Genomic DNA, 17,084 nt, shown 5'->3' on the forward strand with positions numbered 1-17,084 from the left:
CATTATGAGCAACGTCGATTCGCTGAAGCCGCTCAACCCGGCACAGCAACATAAAGCGTTAACCGCCACCGAGCAGTCGGTGATTAAAAAGTTATTTCGGCGCCTGATTATTTTCTTATTTGTGTTGTTTGTTTTCTCGTTCCTTGACCGCATCAACATCGGGTTTGCCGGTTTGACCATGAAGCAAGACCTCGGTCTTAGCTCTACCATGTTCGGCCTGGCCGCAACGCTGTTTTATGTTACCTACGTGATCTTCGGCATCCCCAGCAACATCATGCTGAGTATCGTCGGTGCGCGGCGTTGGATCGCCACTATCATGGTGCTGTGGGGTATTGCTTCTACCTGCACCATGTTCGCCACCGGGCCGACCAGCCTGTATATCTTGCGGATGATCGTCGGTATTACCGAAGCAGGTTTTCTGCCGGGGATCCTGGTGTATCTCACTTACTGGTTCCCGGCGTTTTATCGCGCCCGTGCCAACGCGCTGTTTATGATCGCCATGCCGGTGACCATGGCGTTGGGTTCACTGGTGTCTGGCTATATCTTGGCGCTGGACGGGGCAATGAACCTGAAAGGCTGGCAATGGCTGTTCCTGTTGGAAGGCATTCCTTCGGTGATCCTGGGCGTGGTGGTGTGGTTCTATCTCGATGACACGCCAGCCAAAGCCAAATGGCTGACCGACGAAGAGAAAAGCAGCCTGAAAGCGATGATGGAAGCCGACAAACTGCAACTGGTGCAGCCGGGTGGGCCAAGCAGCCATCGGGCCTTGCAGCAGCGCAGTTTGTGGCGAGAAGTGCTGACGCCGATTGTGCTGATGTATACGCTGGCCTATTTCTGCCTGACTAATACCCTGAGTGCGATCAATATCTGGACGCCGCAGATCCTGCAAAGCTTTAACCAGGGCAGCAGCAATATTGTGATCGGCATTCTGGCAGCGATCCCGCAGATCTGTACCATCGCCGGTATGATTTGGTGGAGTAAGCGCTCGGATCGTCTGCAGGAGCGTAAATACCATACCGCGTTGCCGTACCTGTTTGCTGCGGTAGGCTGGCTGCTGGCTTCGGCCACCAATCACAGCATGATTCAGTTGCTGGGGATTGTGATGGCGTCGGTAGGTTCCTTTACGGCTATGGCGATCTTCTGGACGACGCCGGATCAGTCGATCAGCCTTGAGGCGCGCGCGGTAGGGATCGCGGTGATCAACGCGACCGGTAATATCGGTTCAGCCGTCAGCCCGCTGCTGATCGGCTGGTTTAAGGATGTGACCGGCAGCTTCAATTCCGGGCTGTACTTTGTTTCGGTGTTACTGATCATGGGTGCCGTACTGGTCTGGCGTATCCCGATGAAAGATTCGCGGCCACGTGCCACGCCTTAAACTCAACAACCAGGGGTTCAGGTTAGGCAGAACCCCGCTATTGTTATTTTCGGAGGACAGCGTGCAGAAAAATACCGGCTTTATCGTCAATATCGATATTTGCAAAGAGTATGACGCGCATTATGCCGCCGATGAAGTGCACTACGAAACCTTCGCTGGCTTGGCGGCATTTTTTGGCCGTGATATGCAGGTGCACTGGCATGAAAGCTTCTTTCAGGTGCACTTTCTGGAAACCGGCAAAATAGAGCTGCAACTCGACGATCAGCATTATTCGGTGCAGGCTCCGTTGTTCATCCTCACGCCGCCTTCGGTGCCACACACCTTTTTCACCGAGCCGGACAGCGACGGACACGTGCTAACGGTGCGCCAGGAACTGGTCTGGCCGCTGCTGGAACGCCTGTACCCCGGCAGCAATCTGGTGCTGGAGATGCCGGGGATTTGCCTTTCCCTGGCCGATGCACCGCAGGAATTGGCGGCGCTCAACCATTATTGGGCGTTGATCCGCCGTGAGTTCAGCCAAAAGATGGCGGGGCGTGCGCAGACGCTGGCGCTGTTGGCGCAGGCGGTATTAACACTGCTGTTACGCAATACCTCTTTAGAAGATAAGGCCGCAAGCGGGATGCGTAGCGAACTGAAGCTGTTTCAGCGCTTTAACAAGATGGTGGATGAGCGCTTCCGTGAGCATCTGGCCGTGCCGGAATATGCGCAGTCGCTTGGGGTAACGGAGTCGCGGCTCAATGATTTGTGCCGCCGTTTTGCCAACCGATCGCCCAAGCGGCTGATTTTTGATCGCATGCTGCGTGAGGCCAAACGTATGCTGCTGTTCAGTGCCTGTACGGTGCACGAAACGGCTTATAGTCTGGGGTTCAAAGATCCGGCCTATTTCGCGCGCTTTTTCAACCGGCTGGAAGGCTGTTCCCCATCGGTTTATCGCTCCCGCTGAGGGAGATGCCCTGAGTTATTCGAGTTGCCGTTAATACGGCGGCAACTCGAATTATTTTGGGTATCTATCAGCCTTTATTGGCCACTAACTCGCCCACCAACCGATTGACCGGATCGCTCATATTGGTGAACTTGGTCAGCTCCGAGCGGGTCACCACCACGAAGACGCCGATATTTTTATGCGGCACCATCGCCATATAGGTAATAAAACCGCCGCCGCCGCCGGTTTTCTGAATGATACCCGGCAGGCCATCTTTCGGTGACATATACACCCAGCCTAACCCCAGTTCATCTGCTGTACCGGGAACATCCATCCCTGTCAGCGATGCCAGATCTTTACGCTGGAAATACATGGTTTGCTCACTCATGGCCGTCAGCTTGCGTGGCCCGGTCAGGTTAGAGGAGAGAAACTGCTGCATCCAGCGTTGCATATCGCGTGGGGTGGAATAAATGCCACCGCTACCGGCAGCGGCGGTGGTATCACGGCAGGTACTTGATCCAGTGGCGGCAACCATCAGGCGTGAGCACTGTTCGAGACTGGGGGTCAGTGTGGTATCCACCATCCCCAGCGGGGCGGTGATTTGTTCACGCAGCAACGCGTTGTAGGATTTGCCCGCAGCGCGTGACAGGGCGTCTGCCAGCAGATCGTAAGCCAGGTTGGAGTAAGCGGCCCGCACGCCCGGCGGTACGGTGATGTTGGCATGTGCCAGCCACTGCCAGCGCTGGGCTTTGGTCGGCCAGGTAAAGACCGGCGTTTTAGGCGGTTTCTTGCCGGGTTGCTCACGCGGCAGGGAACTGGTGTGAGTGGCCAGATTCAGCAGGGTAATCGGCTGGCGTGCGTTGTAAGACGGGACATTGGCCCCTTTGGGGGCATACTTGCGCAGCGGATCTGTGAGCTTTATTTTGCCTTCGGCTGCCATTTTCACCATCACTTCGCTGGTCATCAGCTTGGTGATCGAGGCAATACGGATCAGCGAATCCGGGCTTGGGCGCACATCGTTGCCCGGTTTGGTATCGCCAAAACTGCGGTTAACCACCTGATTATTATCGATGACGACCAGCGCCATGCCGGTTGCACCGCTATTGAAGAAAATGTGTTCGGCATACTGATCGACAATCTGTGACGTCAGTTGTGTGCTGGCCTGGCTGACCAGCGGCGTGGCACATAGGCCCAGCGCCAGCAATAAAGCGGAGAATGAAGTCTTCAACGGTCTTTTTCCATTTCAAAGAGCTACAAGGAAAAGCAAAAGTCGCTGCTTATACCCTTCATGCTTCAGGTTGCTTGGATGTTGGCTTCGTTACTCGGCTCGCCCCTTTGGGGCGCTGCAAGCAACTCGAATTATTTTGGCTACAGTGTAATGCGCGATCGGCGGAATGACCTATGGAAAAAGGCCCGATGGTGAATTTTTCCTACGACAATGTGCCAGCCAACGCCCGGTTGGCGGTCAACACATGGCGTTTTGTGCACTGTTAGCTCGTTGAATATTGTTACGGCCACTGCTTTTGGCCCGATAGAGCGCGGCATCAGCGGAGCAGATGGCAGAATCGACATCCAGTTTGTCCAGGTTGGCAATACCGGCACTCAGCGTCACCCTGGTGATCTCCTGCGGATGGAGATGATGCTGGATGAGCAATTCCTGCACGGATTGGCGCACGCTCTCTGCCAGAGAAGTTGCGTACTCTTCGCTGACGTTAATCAGCAGCACCAGAAACTCTTCACCACCGTAACGCACTACGATATCTCGCGAGCGCACGGTATCACGAATGGTACGAGCCACCTGCAGCAGCGCCTGATCGCCCATGGTGTGGCCGTAGCGATCGTTGTAAGCCTTGAAATGATCGATATCGAGCAGCAGCACGAAATGGCCGCCAGTGGTGGGTGCCTGCAACTGATTGAGCCTATTTTCCAGACCACGGCGGTTATAGAGGCCGGTTAATGGATCCAGCATGCTCAGATCGCTGAATTTATCCCGTTCATGGTACAGATTGGTCACCAGAGCCTGGGTAAAGGCTTCACTGCGTTTCAGCATCAGGTGATGAATTGAAAAAGCCACAATTGGCAACAGAATCGTGAACAGGATGCGCAGGGTATTGTGCATGTCGTCCAGCCACAGAATGGTCAGCGCCGAGGGCAGAGCGTTCAGACAGAAGGCAATCACGTTATCCGTCAGGGAAATCGCGCTGATAAAGAAAATGCTGAGCAGGCTGATTAGCAGAAAGCTGTGGCTATCGTTGGGAAGGTATTGATGTTTGATGTAGGTATGTGCCGCCCACAGCAGGCCGAAAACGGTAGCAGACAGGTTCAGTTTTCTGATGTATTGCCGTGGTGAACGCCGTATGTACTCTATGGCCGCCAGACAGCATAGCGGAATACCGATTAATGGCAGCGTGAAGGCTGGCGTTGCCTGGAAAGGTATCAATAAAGTAAAGACGGCAGAGACGGTATTTATTGATATAAAAAGCAATAACGATAATCGGTGCTTGTTGTTTTGCAGCTCCAGATAAGAACGTGCATTCATACAGGGATCACTCTTTGCCCAATTGTTCTGCCGGAAGAAGAAGGTTGTAGAAAATTCCCAGTGCGTAGGTTGAGCACCTGCGGTGAATAGGTATAGTTAAGTATTGCTAATGGACTAATTTTTCTAGGAATTTACTTAGATAAATTATCATTTTTTCACCGGGCCGTCATCAGTGTTCCGTCTGTTGGGGTAAATGATGCGTCGGGAAAATAAATGCTATATGATATTGCTTATCATTATCATTTTTTGAAATGAGGTTATCATGATTACCGCAATAATTACGGCATGTGGGCTCTGGGCCATCAGTGGGTGCCTGGGGCAACGGCTGGCCAGCGCTTGGGGGATATTGCTGCCCGGTGCTCTGATGCCGTTAATTGTGCTGATTGATCTCAATATGATGCAGTTGCGTGCTCTGATCGTCATTGCCATGCTGGTGACGTTGGCGATGTTGTTTAACCGCCACCTGCGGCATTATTTGCTGTTGCCTTCTTTTATGGCGTTGGCTGGCGGATTAGCGGCCATCAGCCTGCGTTTCAGCGTGGTTGGCTAACAGAGCAATATGCATTAACGTGTGGGTTTATAACGGAATTTAACGCTGAGGAATTGCTGGGGAGAGTTCATCAATTGGTGCGAAGAGAGGGACTTGAACCCTCACGTCCGTAAGGACACTAACACCTGAAGCTAGCGCGTCTACCAATTCCGCCACCTTCGCACAGTCGATGTTGTTGCTTTGCTTTCGATTTATATCACCAGCTTGGTGCGAAGAGAGGGACTTGAACCCTCACGTCCGTAAGAACACTAACACCTGAAGCTAGCGCGTCTACCAATTCCGCCACCTTCGCCTTGATGCTGTGCAATATAAATCATGTGGTTATTGGTGCGAAGAGAGGGACTTGAACCCTCACGTCCGTAAGGACACTAACACCTGAAGCTAGCGCGTCTACCAATTCCGCCACCTTCGCTTACCAGAAACACTACCGGAGTAATGCTACCACGGAGGCGAATTCTAGAGATTTTGGCGGGTACGTCAATAGTTATTTCCTGGTTTAAGGGCGTTCGCTGTAAAAAACGCCACATCCTCTTCCTCTTTCAAGCTGCAGCGTTGTTGATAGCCCTCAAACAGAGCAATCAGCCAATCAATCAATACCCTGACGCGTGGCGCAAGGAAGCGGCCAGGGGGATACATGATGTAGATCGGCATCGGCGGCGGCGGTGTTGCCGCCAACACCTCCACCATTTCCCCGGTCTTTAACCAGGAGGCCACCGAGTAGCGGGAGCCTTGAATCAAGCCCATCCCGGCGCGACAGGCGCTGGTATAGGCATCAGCACCGCTGACGCTCAGCCTGCTTGGCAATTCACGCAGTTCGAGCTTGCCGTCGCGGCAGAATTCCAGCGGGTAATTGCGGTTATTAACCAACGAAAAATAGCCCACCGCCTGGTGGCGCTGCAGATCGTCGATTGACTCCGGGATGCCGAAGGTTTGCAGATAGGTGGGGGATGCACAGGTCAATTGTGGCATTTGGGCAATCAGCCGGGCGACCAGAGTGTCGTCTTCGGTGTCCCAGGCGCGCAGCACACAGTCCACACCTTCACGCAGCAGATCGACATGGGTGTCGTTGGCACCGAGCGCTAGCTCAATCTCTGGGTAACGGTGATAAAAATCCGCCAACGCCGGAATCACAATCTCCCGCGCCAGCGAGTGTGGCATATCGATGCGCACTTTGCCCGCAGGCTGCTGTTTGTGCTGGTGGAACAAGGTATCCGCTTCTTCCAGTGCATCCAGCAGTTGCAGGCAACGCTGATAATACAGCGTGCCCTCGGCGGTGATCTGTACCTGCCGTGTGGTGCGTAATAACAGGCGAACGCCGAGCCGTTGCTCCAGCCACTTCAACGCATTGCTGACCGTGGCGCGCGGCAGTTGCAGGCGTTCCGCCGCGCGGCTGAAGCTACCCAGTTCGACGATCCGGGTGAAGATACGCATGGCCTGAATCTGTTCCATTTCTCCGCCATTGTTAGCTATTTATAAACAGTGATGTGCGATCTGCATTATTTATCTTTGTAGCGTAAACAACCAGACTTTGTTACGACATAGACCGCTCAATAAGGAAAGTGCAATGCAACAACGTAAATTAGGTTCTAATGGCCCCGCCGTTTCAGCCCTGGGTTTAGGCTGCATGGGAATGAGCGATTTTTACTCGACCGCCAGTGATGAAAAAGAGGCGATCGCCACGCTGCACCGGGCATTGGAACTGGGCGTCACGCTGTTGGATACTGCCGACATGTATGGCCCGCATACCAATGAGCAACTGATCGGCAAAGCGATTAAAGGCAAGCGCGATAACGTCTTTCTGGCGACCAAGTTCGGTATTGTGCGCGATCCCGCCGATCCTAACGCGCGTGGCGTGAGCAGCAAACCGCAATATATCCGCCGCTCGGTCGAGGGCAGCCTGCAACGTTTGGGGGTGGAAACCATCGATCTTTATTATCAGCACCGCGTCGATCCACAGGTGCCGATCGAAGAGGTGGTGGGCACCATGGCGGATCTGATTAAAGAGGGCAAAATCCGCTATATCGGTTTAAGCGAAGCCTCGGTTGCCACGCTCGAGCGGGCACACAAAGTGCATCCGATTACCGCATTACAGACGGAGTATTCACTGTGGACACGGGATGCAGAACAAGGGCAACTGGCAACCTGCGAGCGCCTGGGTATTGGTTTTGTGGCCTACAGCCCGTTGGGGCGCGGTTTCCTGACTGGGGCGATCCAGCGCCCGGAAGATCTGGCTGAAGACGATTTCCGCCGTGGGAATCCACGTTTTCAGGGGGAAAACTTCGCCCGCAACCTGGAATTGGTGGAAAAAGTCAGTGAACTGGCCCGGCAGAAGGGCGTTGCACCTTCACAGTTAGCGTTGGCGTGGGTGATGGCACAGGGGCAACATATTGTGCCTATCCCCGGCACCAAACGCAGACGTTATCTGGAAGAAAATGTGGCAGCAGCGGAGATTAGGCTGAATGCGCAGGAACTGGCGGCGATCGAAGCGGTATTCCCATTGGCGGGTGCGGCTGGCGCGCGTTATACGCAGGTGGGGATGGAGTTTATTAACGGCTAGTTGGGTAACACGGGCGCTAAATGCGCCCGTATCATTGTATTCAGAAAACCCCCAGCTAGGCTGGGGGTTCCGTCAAGCTTCCAGCTTTGAGTCGGCTCTTTTAATGGCCAGTAACGCTTGTGGTCAGGTAGCAACAAAGCACCTCTGGAGATAGGTAAACCGCTAATAGTTGCTGAGAAAGGCTTAGCGCATACCCGATGAATGAGAGAAGTACCCACACGTTACTTATTCAGTGTCTTGGGGGGTAAGTACAAAGGAAACTGTCATATGCGCTAAGGAAGATATGTGTATAGAAAGATGTGGTGGTAACTACAGTCGCCCTTACATTGATGTAGCCCGTTTACGGGCAGTAAGTAACAGAAGTAATGCAAATGTGAGGTAGTCATGCGCCTGTTAGGGCGCGGCAGGTAAGAGAGCCTTACAGGCGCATATGAAAAACCTCCGGCTATGCCGGAGGATATTTATTTTAATGCAGCGTTATTTTTTCTTCTTCGGATCGCGCGGCGGGCGGCCAACGGTGGCCTGATACACCTTGAAACGGCCATTCTGCGCCAGCACTTCATGGCTGCCGAAGGTGGCATCCAGAATATCCGGGTACGGTAAGAAAGCATTGGCGACGATGCGCAGTTGCCCACCGATTGGCAGATGCTTTACTGCGCCACGGATCAGGGTTTCTGCCGCAGTCAGGCTGGTTGCCAGGCCATCGTGGAATGGCGGGTTGGAAATGATCATGTCAAAGCGGCCAGTAATATCGGAATAGACGTTACTGACGATCACTTCACCTTCAATACCATTAGCCGCCAACGTGGCACGGCTGGATTCTACCGCAGCGGCATTCACGTCGCTCAGCGTCAGCTTCACTTTGGGGGACAGTTTCGACATCACCGCAGCCATCACACCGGCACCACAACCCACATCCAGCACTTTGCCTTTCATGTGCTTTTCCAGCGTCGACAGCAGCAACGAACTGCCGACATCCAGCCCATCACGGCTGAAGACACCCGGCAGGGTTTTCACTTCCAGGTCGTGCAACTGATAGCTTTCCCACCAGTCGGCCAGAGCGAAGGTGGTTTGCTGATCAATGCGGCCATGATACAGGCCACAACGGCGCGCGCTGTCGATTTTTGCCAGCGTTGCGCGGCCTTCCAGGATTTGCTCTGCGCTGCGCACACCGCTGCGGTTTTCACCGACCACAAAAATTTCTGCACCAACCGGCAGCAAAGATAACAGATTGCACAGTTGGAACTGCGCTTCCTGTTTGCTCTTGGGCCAGTAATAGATCAGCGTGTCGCAAGCGGCAGCGAAAGTAGGATCGACCGTCAGGCCAAATTGTGCATTGTCGCCCATCATCCGGTTCAGTAACTGCCAATGATGGTATTGCTGGGTGTGGACACGCACGTCAGCGGCCTCGAATTGGGCCGGCAGGGTATCCTGCAGATCGCCTGCGAACAGGACGCGGCGTTCAACAAACTCATCACTGTGGCGCAGCATGACTTCACTGGCGGGGGTTAATGCAGACATCAGTTTTTGGCTCCTCAAGATTAAGCTGGCGATTATAGAGCTTTGTGGCGAGATGTTCGACGGGTTTATCCACACTTGGCTAGATATGCCATAGCGTGAGCTGAGCGGGTTTGTTAGCATAGCGCGGCACAGGGTAGGCATTGTGCGCAACACACGGGAATCGGTATGGCATCAAAACGTGATTGGCTGTTACAACAACTGGGGATTACGCAGTGGACATTGCGCCGCCCTGGCGCGTTGCACGGCGAGATCGCTGTCAGCCTGCCTGCAGAAGTACGCCTGCTGGTGGTGGCGCATAGATTGCCCGATCCGCAGGATCCTTTGTTCTGCGACGTGTTGCGCAGCCTGGGGCTGCAACCGGTGCAAACCTATGGTTTGACACCCGATCAGGCCGCGATGCTACCGGCAGACACCGAATGTAACAGTTGGCGGTTGGGCATTACGGAGCCGCTTGCGGTAGCCGGTGCGCAGCTATACAGCCCGGCGCTGGCCGAGCTTTCTCAAGATGCGGGTGCTAAACGCGCACTCTGGCAGCAGATTTGTCACCATGAACAGCATTTCTCCCCTGACGGCAGCCGATCTGGCCACCGCCTTCAAGATTGAACAAACCAGCCATGCTTTCCCCTGGACGGAAGCAACATTTGCCAGTAATCAGGGCGAGCGCTATCTCAACCTGAAGCTGGAAGCCGCTGGGCAGATGGCGGGTTTTGCCATCACCCAAATCGTGCTGGATGAAGCCACGCTGTTTAATATTGCCATCCACCCGGATTGGCAGCGCCAGGGTTTTGGCCGCACGCTGTTAACTGCGTTGATCGCACAGCTCGAAGCGCGTGGCGTGGTGACGCTGTGGCTGGAGGTGCGTGCTTCCAACCGTGGGGCGATTGCGCTTTACGAAGATCTCGGGTTTAACGAAGTGACGGTACGCCGCAACTATTATCCGGCTGCCAATGGCCGCGAAGATGCGATCGTGATGGCGCTGCCGCTGGGATAGCGAGAGGCTCGATCGTTCTATGCCTGATTTTATCTGCTGACCGGAAAAACCATTGATTGTCAGCGGTTGGTAAATCAGCGAAAATGCCCCACTGTGACCTTTTCATTACCGCTTTGCCTGGCACCGCTATTGACGCGTTTGCGATGATTGCAGGGCGGACTAACTGTAGAATCTGAAAAACATGTCTCCTAGTGAATTCGCTCGCGAAGTCTCGAAAAGAAGAACTTTCGCTATTATCTCGCACCCCGATGCCGGTAAAACCACCATTACCGAAAAGGTGCTGCTGTTCGGACAGGCCATTCAGACCGCCGGTACGGTAAAAGGCCGTGGCTCAAGCCAGCACGCCAAATCCGACTGGATGGAGATGGAAAAGCAGCGTGGTATTTCGATCACCACCTCGGTGATGCAGTTCCCCTACCGCGAATGCCTGGTCAACCTGTTGGATACCCCAGGGCACGAAGACTTCTCTGAAGATACCTATCGTACTCTGACTGCGGTGGACTGCTGCCTGATGGTGATCGACGCCGCAAAAGGCGTTGAGGATCGTACCCGCAAGCTGATGGAAGTGACCCGTCTGCGTGATACGCCGATCCTGACCTTCATGAACAAACTTGACCGTGATATCCGCGATCCGATGGAAGTGATGGATGAAGTGGAGCGTGAGCTGAAAATCGCCTGCTCGCCGATCACCTGGCCAATTGGTTGCGGCAAGCTGTTCAAAGGGGTTTATCACCTTTATAAAGATGAAACCTACCTGTACCAGACCGGTAAAGGCCACACTATTCAGGAAGTGCGCATCGTCAAAGGGTTGAATAACCCGGATCTCGACGCCGCCGTGGGTGAAGATCTGGCAGCGCAATTGCGTGAAGAGCTGGAACTGGTGCAAGGGGCTTCGCATGAGTTTGAGCTGGAAGCCTTCCTGGCCGGTGAACTGACCCCGGTATTCTTCGGTACTGCACTGGGTAACTTTGGTGTGGATCATATGCTGGACGGCTTGGTGGCTTGGGCACCTGCGCCGATGCCACGCAAAACCGATACCCGTGAAGTGGTGGCCGCAGAAGAGAAATTCACCGGTTTCGTGTTTAAAATTCAGGCGAATATGGATCCGAAACACCGTGACCGCGTGGCCTTTATGCGTGTGGTGTCTGGCCGTTATGAGAAAGGCATGAAATTGCGCCAGGTTCGTACCGGTAAAGATGTGGTGATCTCCGATGCGCTAACCTTTATGGCCGGTGACCGTTCTCACGTGGAAGAAGCCTACCCAGGCGATATCATCGGTTTGCACAACCACGGCACCATTCAGATTGGCGATACCTTTACGCAGGGCGAGGATATGAAGTTCACCGGCATCCCGAACTTTGCCCCGGAACTGTTCCGCCGCATCCGCCTGCGCGATCCACTGAAACAGAAGCAACTGCTGAAAGGGTTGGTGCAACTGTCGGAAGAGGGTGCAGTACAGGTGTTCCGCCCAATTTCCAACAACGATCTGATCGTTGGGGCTGTAGGTGTGCTGCAGTTCGATGTGGTGGTTGCGCGCTTGAAGTCCGAATACAACGTGGAAGCGCTGTATGAGTCGGTAAACGTCTCTACTGCCCGCTGGGTGGAGTGTAATGACGTGAAGAAATTCGAAGAGTTCAAGCGCAAGAACGAACTGAACCTGGCGTTGGACGGTGGCGATAATCTCTCCTATATTGCACCGACCATGGTGAACCTCAACCTGACGCAGGAACGTTATCCAGACGTGGTGTTCCGCAAAACCCGCGAACACTAATCTGCCGTATCGGCACCGTATTCTCGCGGTGCCGATTATCCTCTCCGCTATTGCACATCCAGCAATTATCTTGCTAATTAATAAAATTAATTTATCTATTTCACTTTCATTTATTGACTAAAAGCGTTGTTGGTATCCTGCTGCAGCTTTTATCTGATGGGCTATATTTGTCAGGGGAGATGTCGTTTGATAAGTAAAAATAACTGCTATTCAATGACTTTCTAGAAGGTTATCTTGGGTTGTTGCTGATTGACGACGGTTGAGTGCGAGCAATATCAATAAGATAGCAAAAATCGGCTTGAATAGGGCTATTACTGTCGTTGATAGGCAACATTTTTTGGCTTAAACACGATGCTTCGGTTCTTTTATTATTGAATTTAAAGGATTTTAAATATTGGCATAGACATTGCTTCAGTCTTGTCGTGAACGTTTGATAGTAGAGTAATCGTGAAGTATTCACTCAAGCTTGCCGTGATATCACGGTATAGGAGTCCACCGCCGAGGGGGATTCACAAAATAAGAAGGAAGAGATCGATGAAAAATACCAAGTTTACGCATTCTTTGATGGCTATCGTGTTGGGTGCTGTTCTGGTGAATGGTAATGCGTTGGCGCAAGAATCGCTGCTCAACAAAGCCACCAGCGTGGTTGATAAAACCGGTGACAAAATCGATAGCTCGATGAAAAAGGTCGACAGTTACATGGATGACAGTGCGATAACTGCAAAAGTGAAAAGCGTGCTGTTGGAAGACAAAGCTATCAAAAGCACTGAGGTCTCGGTGGTTACTGAGAAAGGAGTGGTAACGCTCAGTGGTTTTGTCAGCAGCCAGGCACAAGCTACCCGGGCCGTTGCGGTAGCCGGTAAGGTGGCAGGGGTGAAGTCTGTCAGCGATAAATTACACGTGAAAGATGAGGCTACGCAGTCTGTGAAGGCTTACGCGGGTGATGCTGCAACCACCAGCGAGCTGAAAGCCAAATTGCTGGCGGACGATCTGGTCCCTTCCCGCCATGTAAAAGTAGCAACCACCGATGGGGTGGTGCAACTTTCTGGTACGGTGAAAACGCTGGCGCAATCCGAACGGGCAGAGAGTATTGCCAAAACCATTGATGGCGTGAAAAGCGTTAAGAACGATCTGGCAGTTAAACCCTGAACCCAGTTTTAACGCGTTATCAAGCTTAGTTCCTTTTCTCGTTGTTGGAGAGTTCAGTCATGAATAGCGACATCATTATTGGCCGCTGGAAGCAGTGGAAAGGCCAGGTCTGGCAGGCGTTAGCGGAGTTCTCCGGTAGTGATTATGCCTGGTTGTCCGGGAGTAATGACTGTCTCTCCGGTGTATTGCAAGAAGATTACGGAAGAGAGCAAGAAGAGTTATCCTCAAGAAAACAGCCACATTAAGGATGCAGGCTGGAGATAGTGAAATCGTTCTTCGGGTGATTTTTCTGTGGGTGATAGAGGTGTGCTGTGAATTACGTTTTTACCGATACCCACTGCCATTTTGACTTCCCGCCCTTTAGCGGGCACGAGGCCCAAAGCCTGATGCTGGCCGCACAAGCTGGCGTGCAGCGGATCATTGTGCCCGCAGTAACGGCGGATCGTTTTGCCCTGGTGTTGAAGCTGGCGCACGATCATGCCCCTGTGTTTGCCGCTCTGGGGCTGCATCCGTTGTACATTGCGCAGCACCAGAGTGAACAGCTCGAACGATTGGCAGAGTTTCTAGCCATTCAACCAGCCAAACTGGTGGCGGTGGGGGAAATTGGGCTGGATCTGTATATGGAGAACCCTCAGTTTGATCGTCAGCAGGCGTTGCTTAAGCAACAGCTTGAATTAGCGAAACGCTACGATCTGCCGGTGATCCTGCATTCCCGCCGCAGCCACGATCAACTGGCGGCTGCATTGCGCCGTGCCGATGTGCCACGCCGTGGTGTGGTACATGGCTTTGCTGGCAGTTTGGCGCAGGCGCAGGCGTTTATCCGGTTGGGATATTCTATTGGCGTTGGCGGCACCATCAGCTACGAACGAGCGCAAAAAACACGCAGCGTAATGGCACAATTACCGCTGGAATCATTGTTGCTGGAAACCGATTCGCCGGATATGCCGCTGGCGGGTTATCAGGGGCAACCGAACCGCCCTGAACGGGCTGCCGACGTCTTTCAGGTGCTTTGCCAGTTACGGCCCGAGCCGCCTGATGAGATTGCTGCACAGTTGCAGTTGAACACCGAGTCTTTATTTCACCTGGTTTCTTGTCCGCCAAAAACGTGATTTGAATCACGTTATTAAATTTCCATTTGCATCTTGTTGTATTCATCTGTGACATATAGTGAGGCGAATTTCGCAGCGCTCAGTATAATTGCTCCCTGTTATCTACTCCAAAGCAACCCTGCAGGTTCACCTGGCAGGGATTTATTACTTTTTCGCAACAGGGATATTCTCACATGCAACTCATCATGAGCCTGGTCGGTATGTTGGTACTGATCGCCATTGCTGTGCTGCTTTCCAGCAACCGACGCGCTATTAAAGTGCGCACCGTGCTCGGGGCATTTATTATTCAGATCGCCATTGGCGCTCTGGTGCTGTATGTCCCTTTGGGCCGCCGCATTCTTGGTGGTATGTCTGAAGGGGTTGCCAACGTCATTGCTTATGGTAATGAAGGGATTTCCTTCATTTTTGGCGGCCTGGTTTCCGACAAAATGTTTGAAGTGTTTGGCGGTGGTGGTTTTGTGTTCGCGCTGCGCGTGCTGCCGGTAATCGTATTTTTCTCCTCGCTGATCGCCGTGCTCTATTATCTGGGCATCATGCAACTGGTGATTAAAGTGCTTGGTGGCGGCCTGCAAAAACTGCTGGGCACTTCGCGCACCGAATCACTGTCAGCAACGGCCAACATTTTCGTTGGTCAGACCGAAGCGCCTCTGGTGGTACGGCCCTATATCGCCACCATGACCCAGTCTGAACTGTTTGCGGTGATGTGTGGTGGTTTGGCGTCGGTGGCGGGTTCGGTATTGGCAGGCTATGCCCAGATGGGCGTGCCGTTGGAGTATCTGATCGCGGCATCCTTTATGGCTGCACCTGGCGGGTTGCTGTTTGCCAAGCTGATGGTGCCGGAAACCGAGAAAACTCACGATAAAGACGATGCGATGAAGCTTATCGCCGAAGAGGATCGCCCGGCTAACGTGATTGACGCAGCGGCTTCAGGCGCGGCCTCGGGGATGCAACTGGCGCTGAACGTGGGCGCAATGCTGCTGGCGTTTATTGCTCTGATTGCCTTGCTGAACGGCATGCTGGGCGGCATTGGTGGCTGGTTCAACTTCCCGCAGCTGTCGCTGGAGCTGATATTGGGGTGGATCTTCTCCCCGGTTGCTTACCTGATCGGCGTGCCGTGGAGTGAAGCCATGGTGGCCGGTTCGTTTATCGGCCAGAAAGTGATCGTCAACGAATTCGTCGCTTATATGAACTTTGGCGCGTACCTGCGCCCGGACGATGTCGTGGCCGCTGAGGGCTTGCAGGTGTTGTCACAGCACACCAAGGCGATCATCTCATTTGCGCTGTGCGGCTTTGCTAACCTGTCTTCGGTGGCGATTCTGCTCGGTGGTCTGGGCAGTATGGCACCGAATCGTCGGCACGATATCGCCCGTTTTGGCCTGAAAGCCGTGGCTGCCGGTACGCTCTCTAACCTGATGAGTGCCACCATCGCCGGGTTCTTTTTGGCGCTGTAAGCTAAACTTGAAACAGTCCCCGGCAGTTCTTGCTGGGGAAACTGCGCGATTTCCTGATACGGGCATTCTGTGGAGTGCCCGCCATTGATTACCCACCCGTTTAACGAGTTTGTGAACGAAGTCGCGTTATATTGTGATTTAAATCACATATAATTCTATTTCGTTGCATTTTTATTTCATATTATGTGAATTAAAACACGAATCAGCCAAGGCTATCGTGTTCCAATAGCTGACGATATACGCGGTGAGAAGGAGCTCAGTTGCCGCCGTGAGGAAGTTGCTCAGTGGCTGTCTTCAAGGAACCAAGTCCGCTCGCCAACACCCATGCAACTTGAAGTATGACGAGTAAAGTTGGAGAGTTTTATGACCGAACTAACCGCAGCAGCGCAACGTGCGCTGAACCTGATGGATTTAACCACGCTCAATGATGACGACACCGACGAGAAAGTGATCGCGCTGTGTCGCCAAGCCAACAGCCCGGCGGGGCATACTGCCGCCATCTGCATCTATCCACGCTTTATCCCGATCGCGCGCAAAACGTTGCGTGAGCAAGGGACGCCGGATATCCGCATTGCAACCGTGACCAACTTCCCGCATGGCAATGATGACATTGACATTGCGCTGGCAGAAACCCGCGCGGCGATCGCCTACGGGGCTGACGAAGTGGATGTGGTGTTCCCGTATCGCGCCTTGATCGCGGGTAACGACAAGGTGGGCTTTGAGCTGGTGCAACAGTGCAAACAGGCCTGCGCTGCTGCCAACGTGTTGCTGAAAGTGATCATCGAAACCGGTGAACTCAAACAGGCGAATCTGATCCGCCAAGCTTCTGAAATTGCTATCAACGCCGGGGCGGATTTTATCAAAACCTCCACCGGTAAAGTGCCGGTGAACGCCACGTTGGAAAGCGCTGAACTGATGATGACGGTGATCCGCGATCTGGGCGTCAGCAAAACTGTGGGCTTTAAACCTGCCGGTGGTGTGCGCACGGCGGAAGATGCGCAACATTATTTGCAACTTGCTGCTCGTATCCTGGGGGCTGGTTGGGCCGATGCGCGCCATTTCCGCTTTGGGGCCTCGAGCCTGTTGGCCAGCCTGCTGACGACGCTGGGCTACAGCGCTCAAACGGCCAGCAACGGTTACTGATGCTGT

At 53.4% G+C, this 17,084-nt stretch carries 16 protein-coding genes and 3 tRNA genes; 12 read left to right on the forward strand and 7 right to left on the reverse strand.

The window, feature by feature from the left end; all coding sequences use genetic code 11:
* Positions 1-4 precede the first annotated feature (4 nt).
* Positions 5-1,375: a 4-hydroxyphenylacetate permease gene (gene hpaX / locus IV04_RS16310; protein ID WP_037398659.1), complete on the forward strand. Its 1,371-nt coding sequence runs from the start codon at positions 5-7 to the stop codon at positions 1,373-1,375.
* 61 nt (positions 1,376-1,436) lie between these two features.
* Positions 1,437-2,318 (forward strand): 4-hydroxyphenylacetate catabolism regulatory protein HpaA, encoded by an 882-nt coding sequence (gene hpaA / locus IV04_RS16315; RefSeq protein WP_037398658.1) that lies wholly within the window; start codon positions 1,437-1,439, stop codon positions 2,316-2,318.
* Positions 2,319-2,385: 67 nt separating this feature from the next.
* Here the strand turns inward: hpaA and ampH are convergent, their stop codons facing one another.
* A complete protein-coding gene (gene ampH / locus IV04_RS16320) occupies positions 2,386-3,525 on the reverse strand; it encodes a D-alanyl-D-alanine-carboxypeptidase/endopeptidase AmpH (protein ID WP_037398657.1) in 1,140 nt (379 codons plus the stop codon).
* A gap of 237 nt (positions 3,526-3,762) precedes the next feature.
* Positions 3,763-4,836, reverse strand: coding sequence for a GGDEF domain-containing protein (locus IV04_RS16325; RefSeq protein ID WP_037398655.1), 1,074 nt, complete (start codon positions 4,834-4,836; stop codon positions 3,763-3,765).
* A gap of 262 nt (positions 4,837-5,098) precedes the next feature.
* Between IV04_RS16325 and IV04_RS16330 the strand changes: the two genes are divergently transcribed.
* A complete protein-coding gene (locus IV04_RS16330; protein WP_037398654.1) occupies positions 5,099-5,386 on the forward strand; it encodes a DUF1435 domain-containing protein in 288 nt (95 codons plus the stop codon).
* A gap of 75 nt (positions 5,387-5,461) precedes the next feature.
* Here the strand turns inward: IV04_RS16330 and IV04_RS16335 are convergent.
* From IV04_RS16335 to IV04_RS16350, 4 genes are all read right to left on the reverse strand, one after another.
* Positions 5,462-5,548, reverse strand: a tRNA-Leu gene (locus tag IV04_RS16335).
* Positions 5,549-5,591: 43 nt separating this feature from the next.
* Positions 5,592-5,678: transfer RNA gene (locus IV04_RS16340), tRNA-Leu, on the reverse strand.
* A gap of 33 nt (positions 5,679-5,711) precedes the next feature.
* Positions 5,712-5,798: transfer RNA gene (locus IV04_RS16345), tRNA-Leu, on the reverse strand.
* Positions 5,799-5,863: 65 nt separating this feature from the next.
* On the reverse strand, positions 5,864-6,835 hold the full coding sequence (locus IV04_RS16350; RefSeq protein ID WP_037398652.1) for a LysR family transcriptional regulator: 972 nt from the start codon (positions 6,833-6,835) through the stop codon (positions 5,864-5,866).
* Positions 6,836-6,950: 115 nt separating this feature from the next.
* Here IV04_RS16350 and IV04_RS16355 point away from each other — a divergent pair, with 115 nt between their 5' ends.
* A complete protein-coding gene (locus tag IV04_RS16355; protein ID WP_037398650.1) occupies positions 6,951-7,943 on the forward strand; it encodes an aldo/keto reductase in 993 nt (330 codons plus the stop codon).
* A 477-nt stretch (positions 7,944-8,420) separates the two neighbouring features.
* On the opposite strand, the gene rsmC is transcribed toward IV04_RS16355, so the two are convergent.
* Positions 8,421-9,464 carry a 16S rRNA (guanine(1207)-N(2))-methyltransferase RsmC gene (rsmC, locus tag IV04_RS16360; RefSeq protein WP_037398648.1) on the reverse strand — a complete coding sequence of 348 codons (1,044 nt, stop codon included), beginning with the start codon at positions 9,462-9,464 and terminating at the stop codon, positions 8,421-8,423.
* A gap of 165 nt (positions 9,465-9,629) precedes the next feature.
* Between rsmC and IV04_RS16365 the strand changes: the two genes are divergently transcribed.
* From IV04_RS16365 to deoC, 8 genes are all read left to right on the forward strand, one after another.
* Positions 9,630-10,067: a DNA polymerase III subunit psi gene (locus IV04_RS16365; protein WP_037398645.1), complete on the forward strand. Its 438-nt coding sequence runs from the start codon at positions 9,630-9,632 to the stop codon at positions 10,065-10,067.
* Complete coding sequence (gene rimI / locus IV04_RS16370) at positions 10,012-10,455, forward strand: ribosomal protein S18-alanine N-acetyltransferase (RefSeq protein WP_037398642.1); 444 nt, start codon at positions 10,012-10,014, stop codon at positions 10,453-10,455. Before IV04_RS16365 ends, rimI begins: the two co-directional genes overlap by 56 nt.
* Before the next feature lie 181 nt (positions 10,456-10,636).
* The gene (prfC, locus tag IV04_RS16375) at positions 10,637-12,226 is read left to right on the forward strand and encodes a peptide chain release factor 3 (RefSeq protein WP_037398639.1); all 1,590 of its coding nucleotides are present in this window, start codon (positions 10,637-10,639) and stop codon (positions 12,224-12,226) included.
* 534 nt (positions 12,227-12,760) lie between these two features.
* Positions 12,761-13,375 (forward strand): molecular chaperone OsmY, encoded by a 615-nt coding sequence (gene osmY / locus IV04_RS16380; RefSeq protein WP_037398637.1) that lies wholly within the window; start codon positions 12,761-12,763, stop codon positions 13,373-13,375.
* 59 nt (positions 13,376-13,434) lie between these two features.
* Complete coding sequence (locus IV04_RS16385) at positions 13,435-13,620, forward strand: stress response protein (protein ID WP_037398634.1); 186 nt, start codon at positions 13,435-13,437, stop codon at positions 13,618-13,620.
* A gap of 66 nt (positions 13,621-13,686) precedes the next feature.
* Positions 13,687-14,484 carry a TatD family hydrolase gene (locus IV04_RS16390; RefSeq protein WP_037398631.1) on the forward strand — a complete coding sequence of 266 codons (798 nt, stop codon included), beginning with the start codon at positions 13,687-13,689 and terminating at the stop codon, positions 14,482-14,484.
* A gap of 173 nt (positions 14,485-14,657) precedes the next feature.
* Complete coding sequence (locus IV04_RS16395) at positions 14,658-15,935, forward strand: NupC/NupG family nucleoside CNT transporter (protein ID WP_037398628.1); 1,278 nt, start codon at positions 14,658-14,660, stop codon at positions 15,933-15,935.
* Between the two features lie 363 nt (positions 15,936-16,298).
* A complete protein-coding gene (gene deoC, locus IV04_RS16400; protein WP_037398625.1) occupies positions 16,299-17,078 on the forward strand; it encodes a deoxyribose-phosphate aldolase in 780 nt (259 codons plus the stop codon).
* The last annotated feature ends 6 nt before the right edge of the window (positions 17,079-17,084 follow it).

The sequence above is a fragment of the Serratia sp. Ag1 genome, assembly GCF_000743355.1.
In the GTDB taxonomy this organism is placed as follows: Bacteria; Pseudomonadota; Gammaproteobacteria; order Enterobacterales; family Enterobacteriaceae; genus Chania.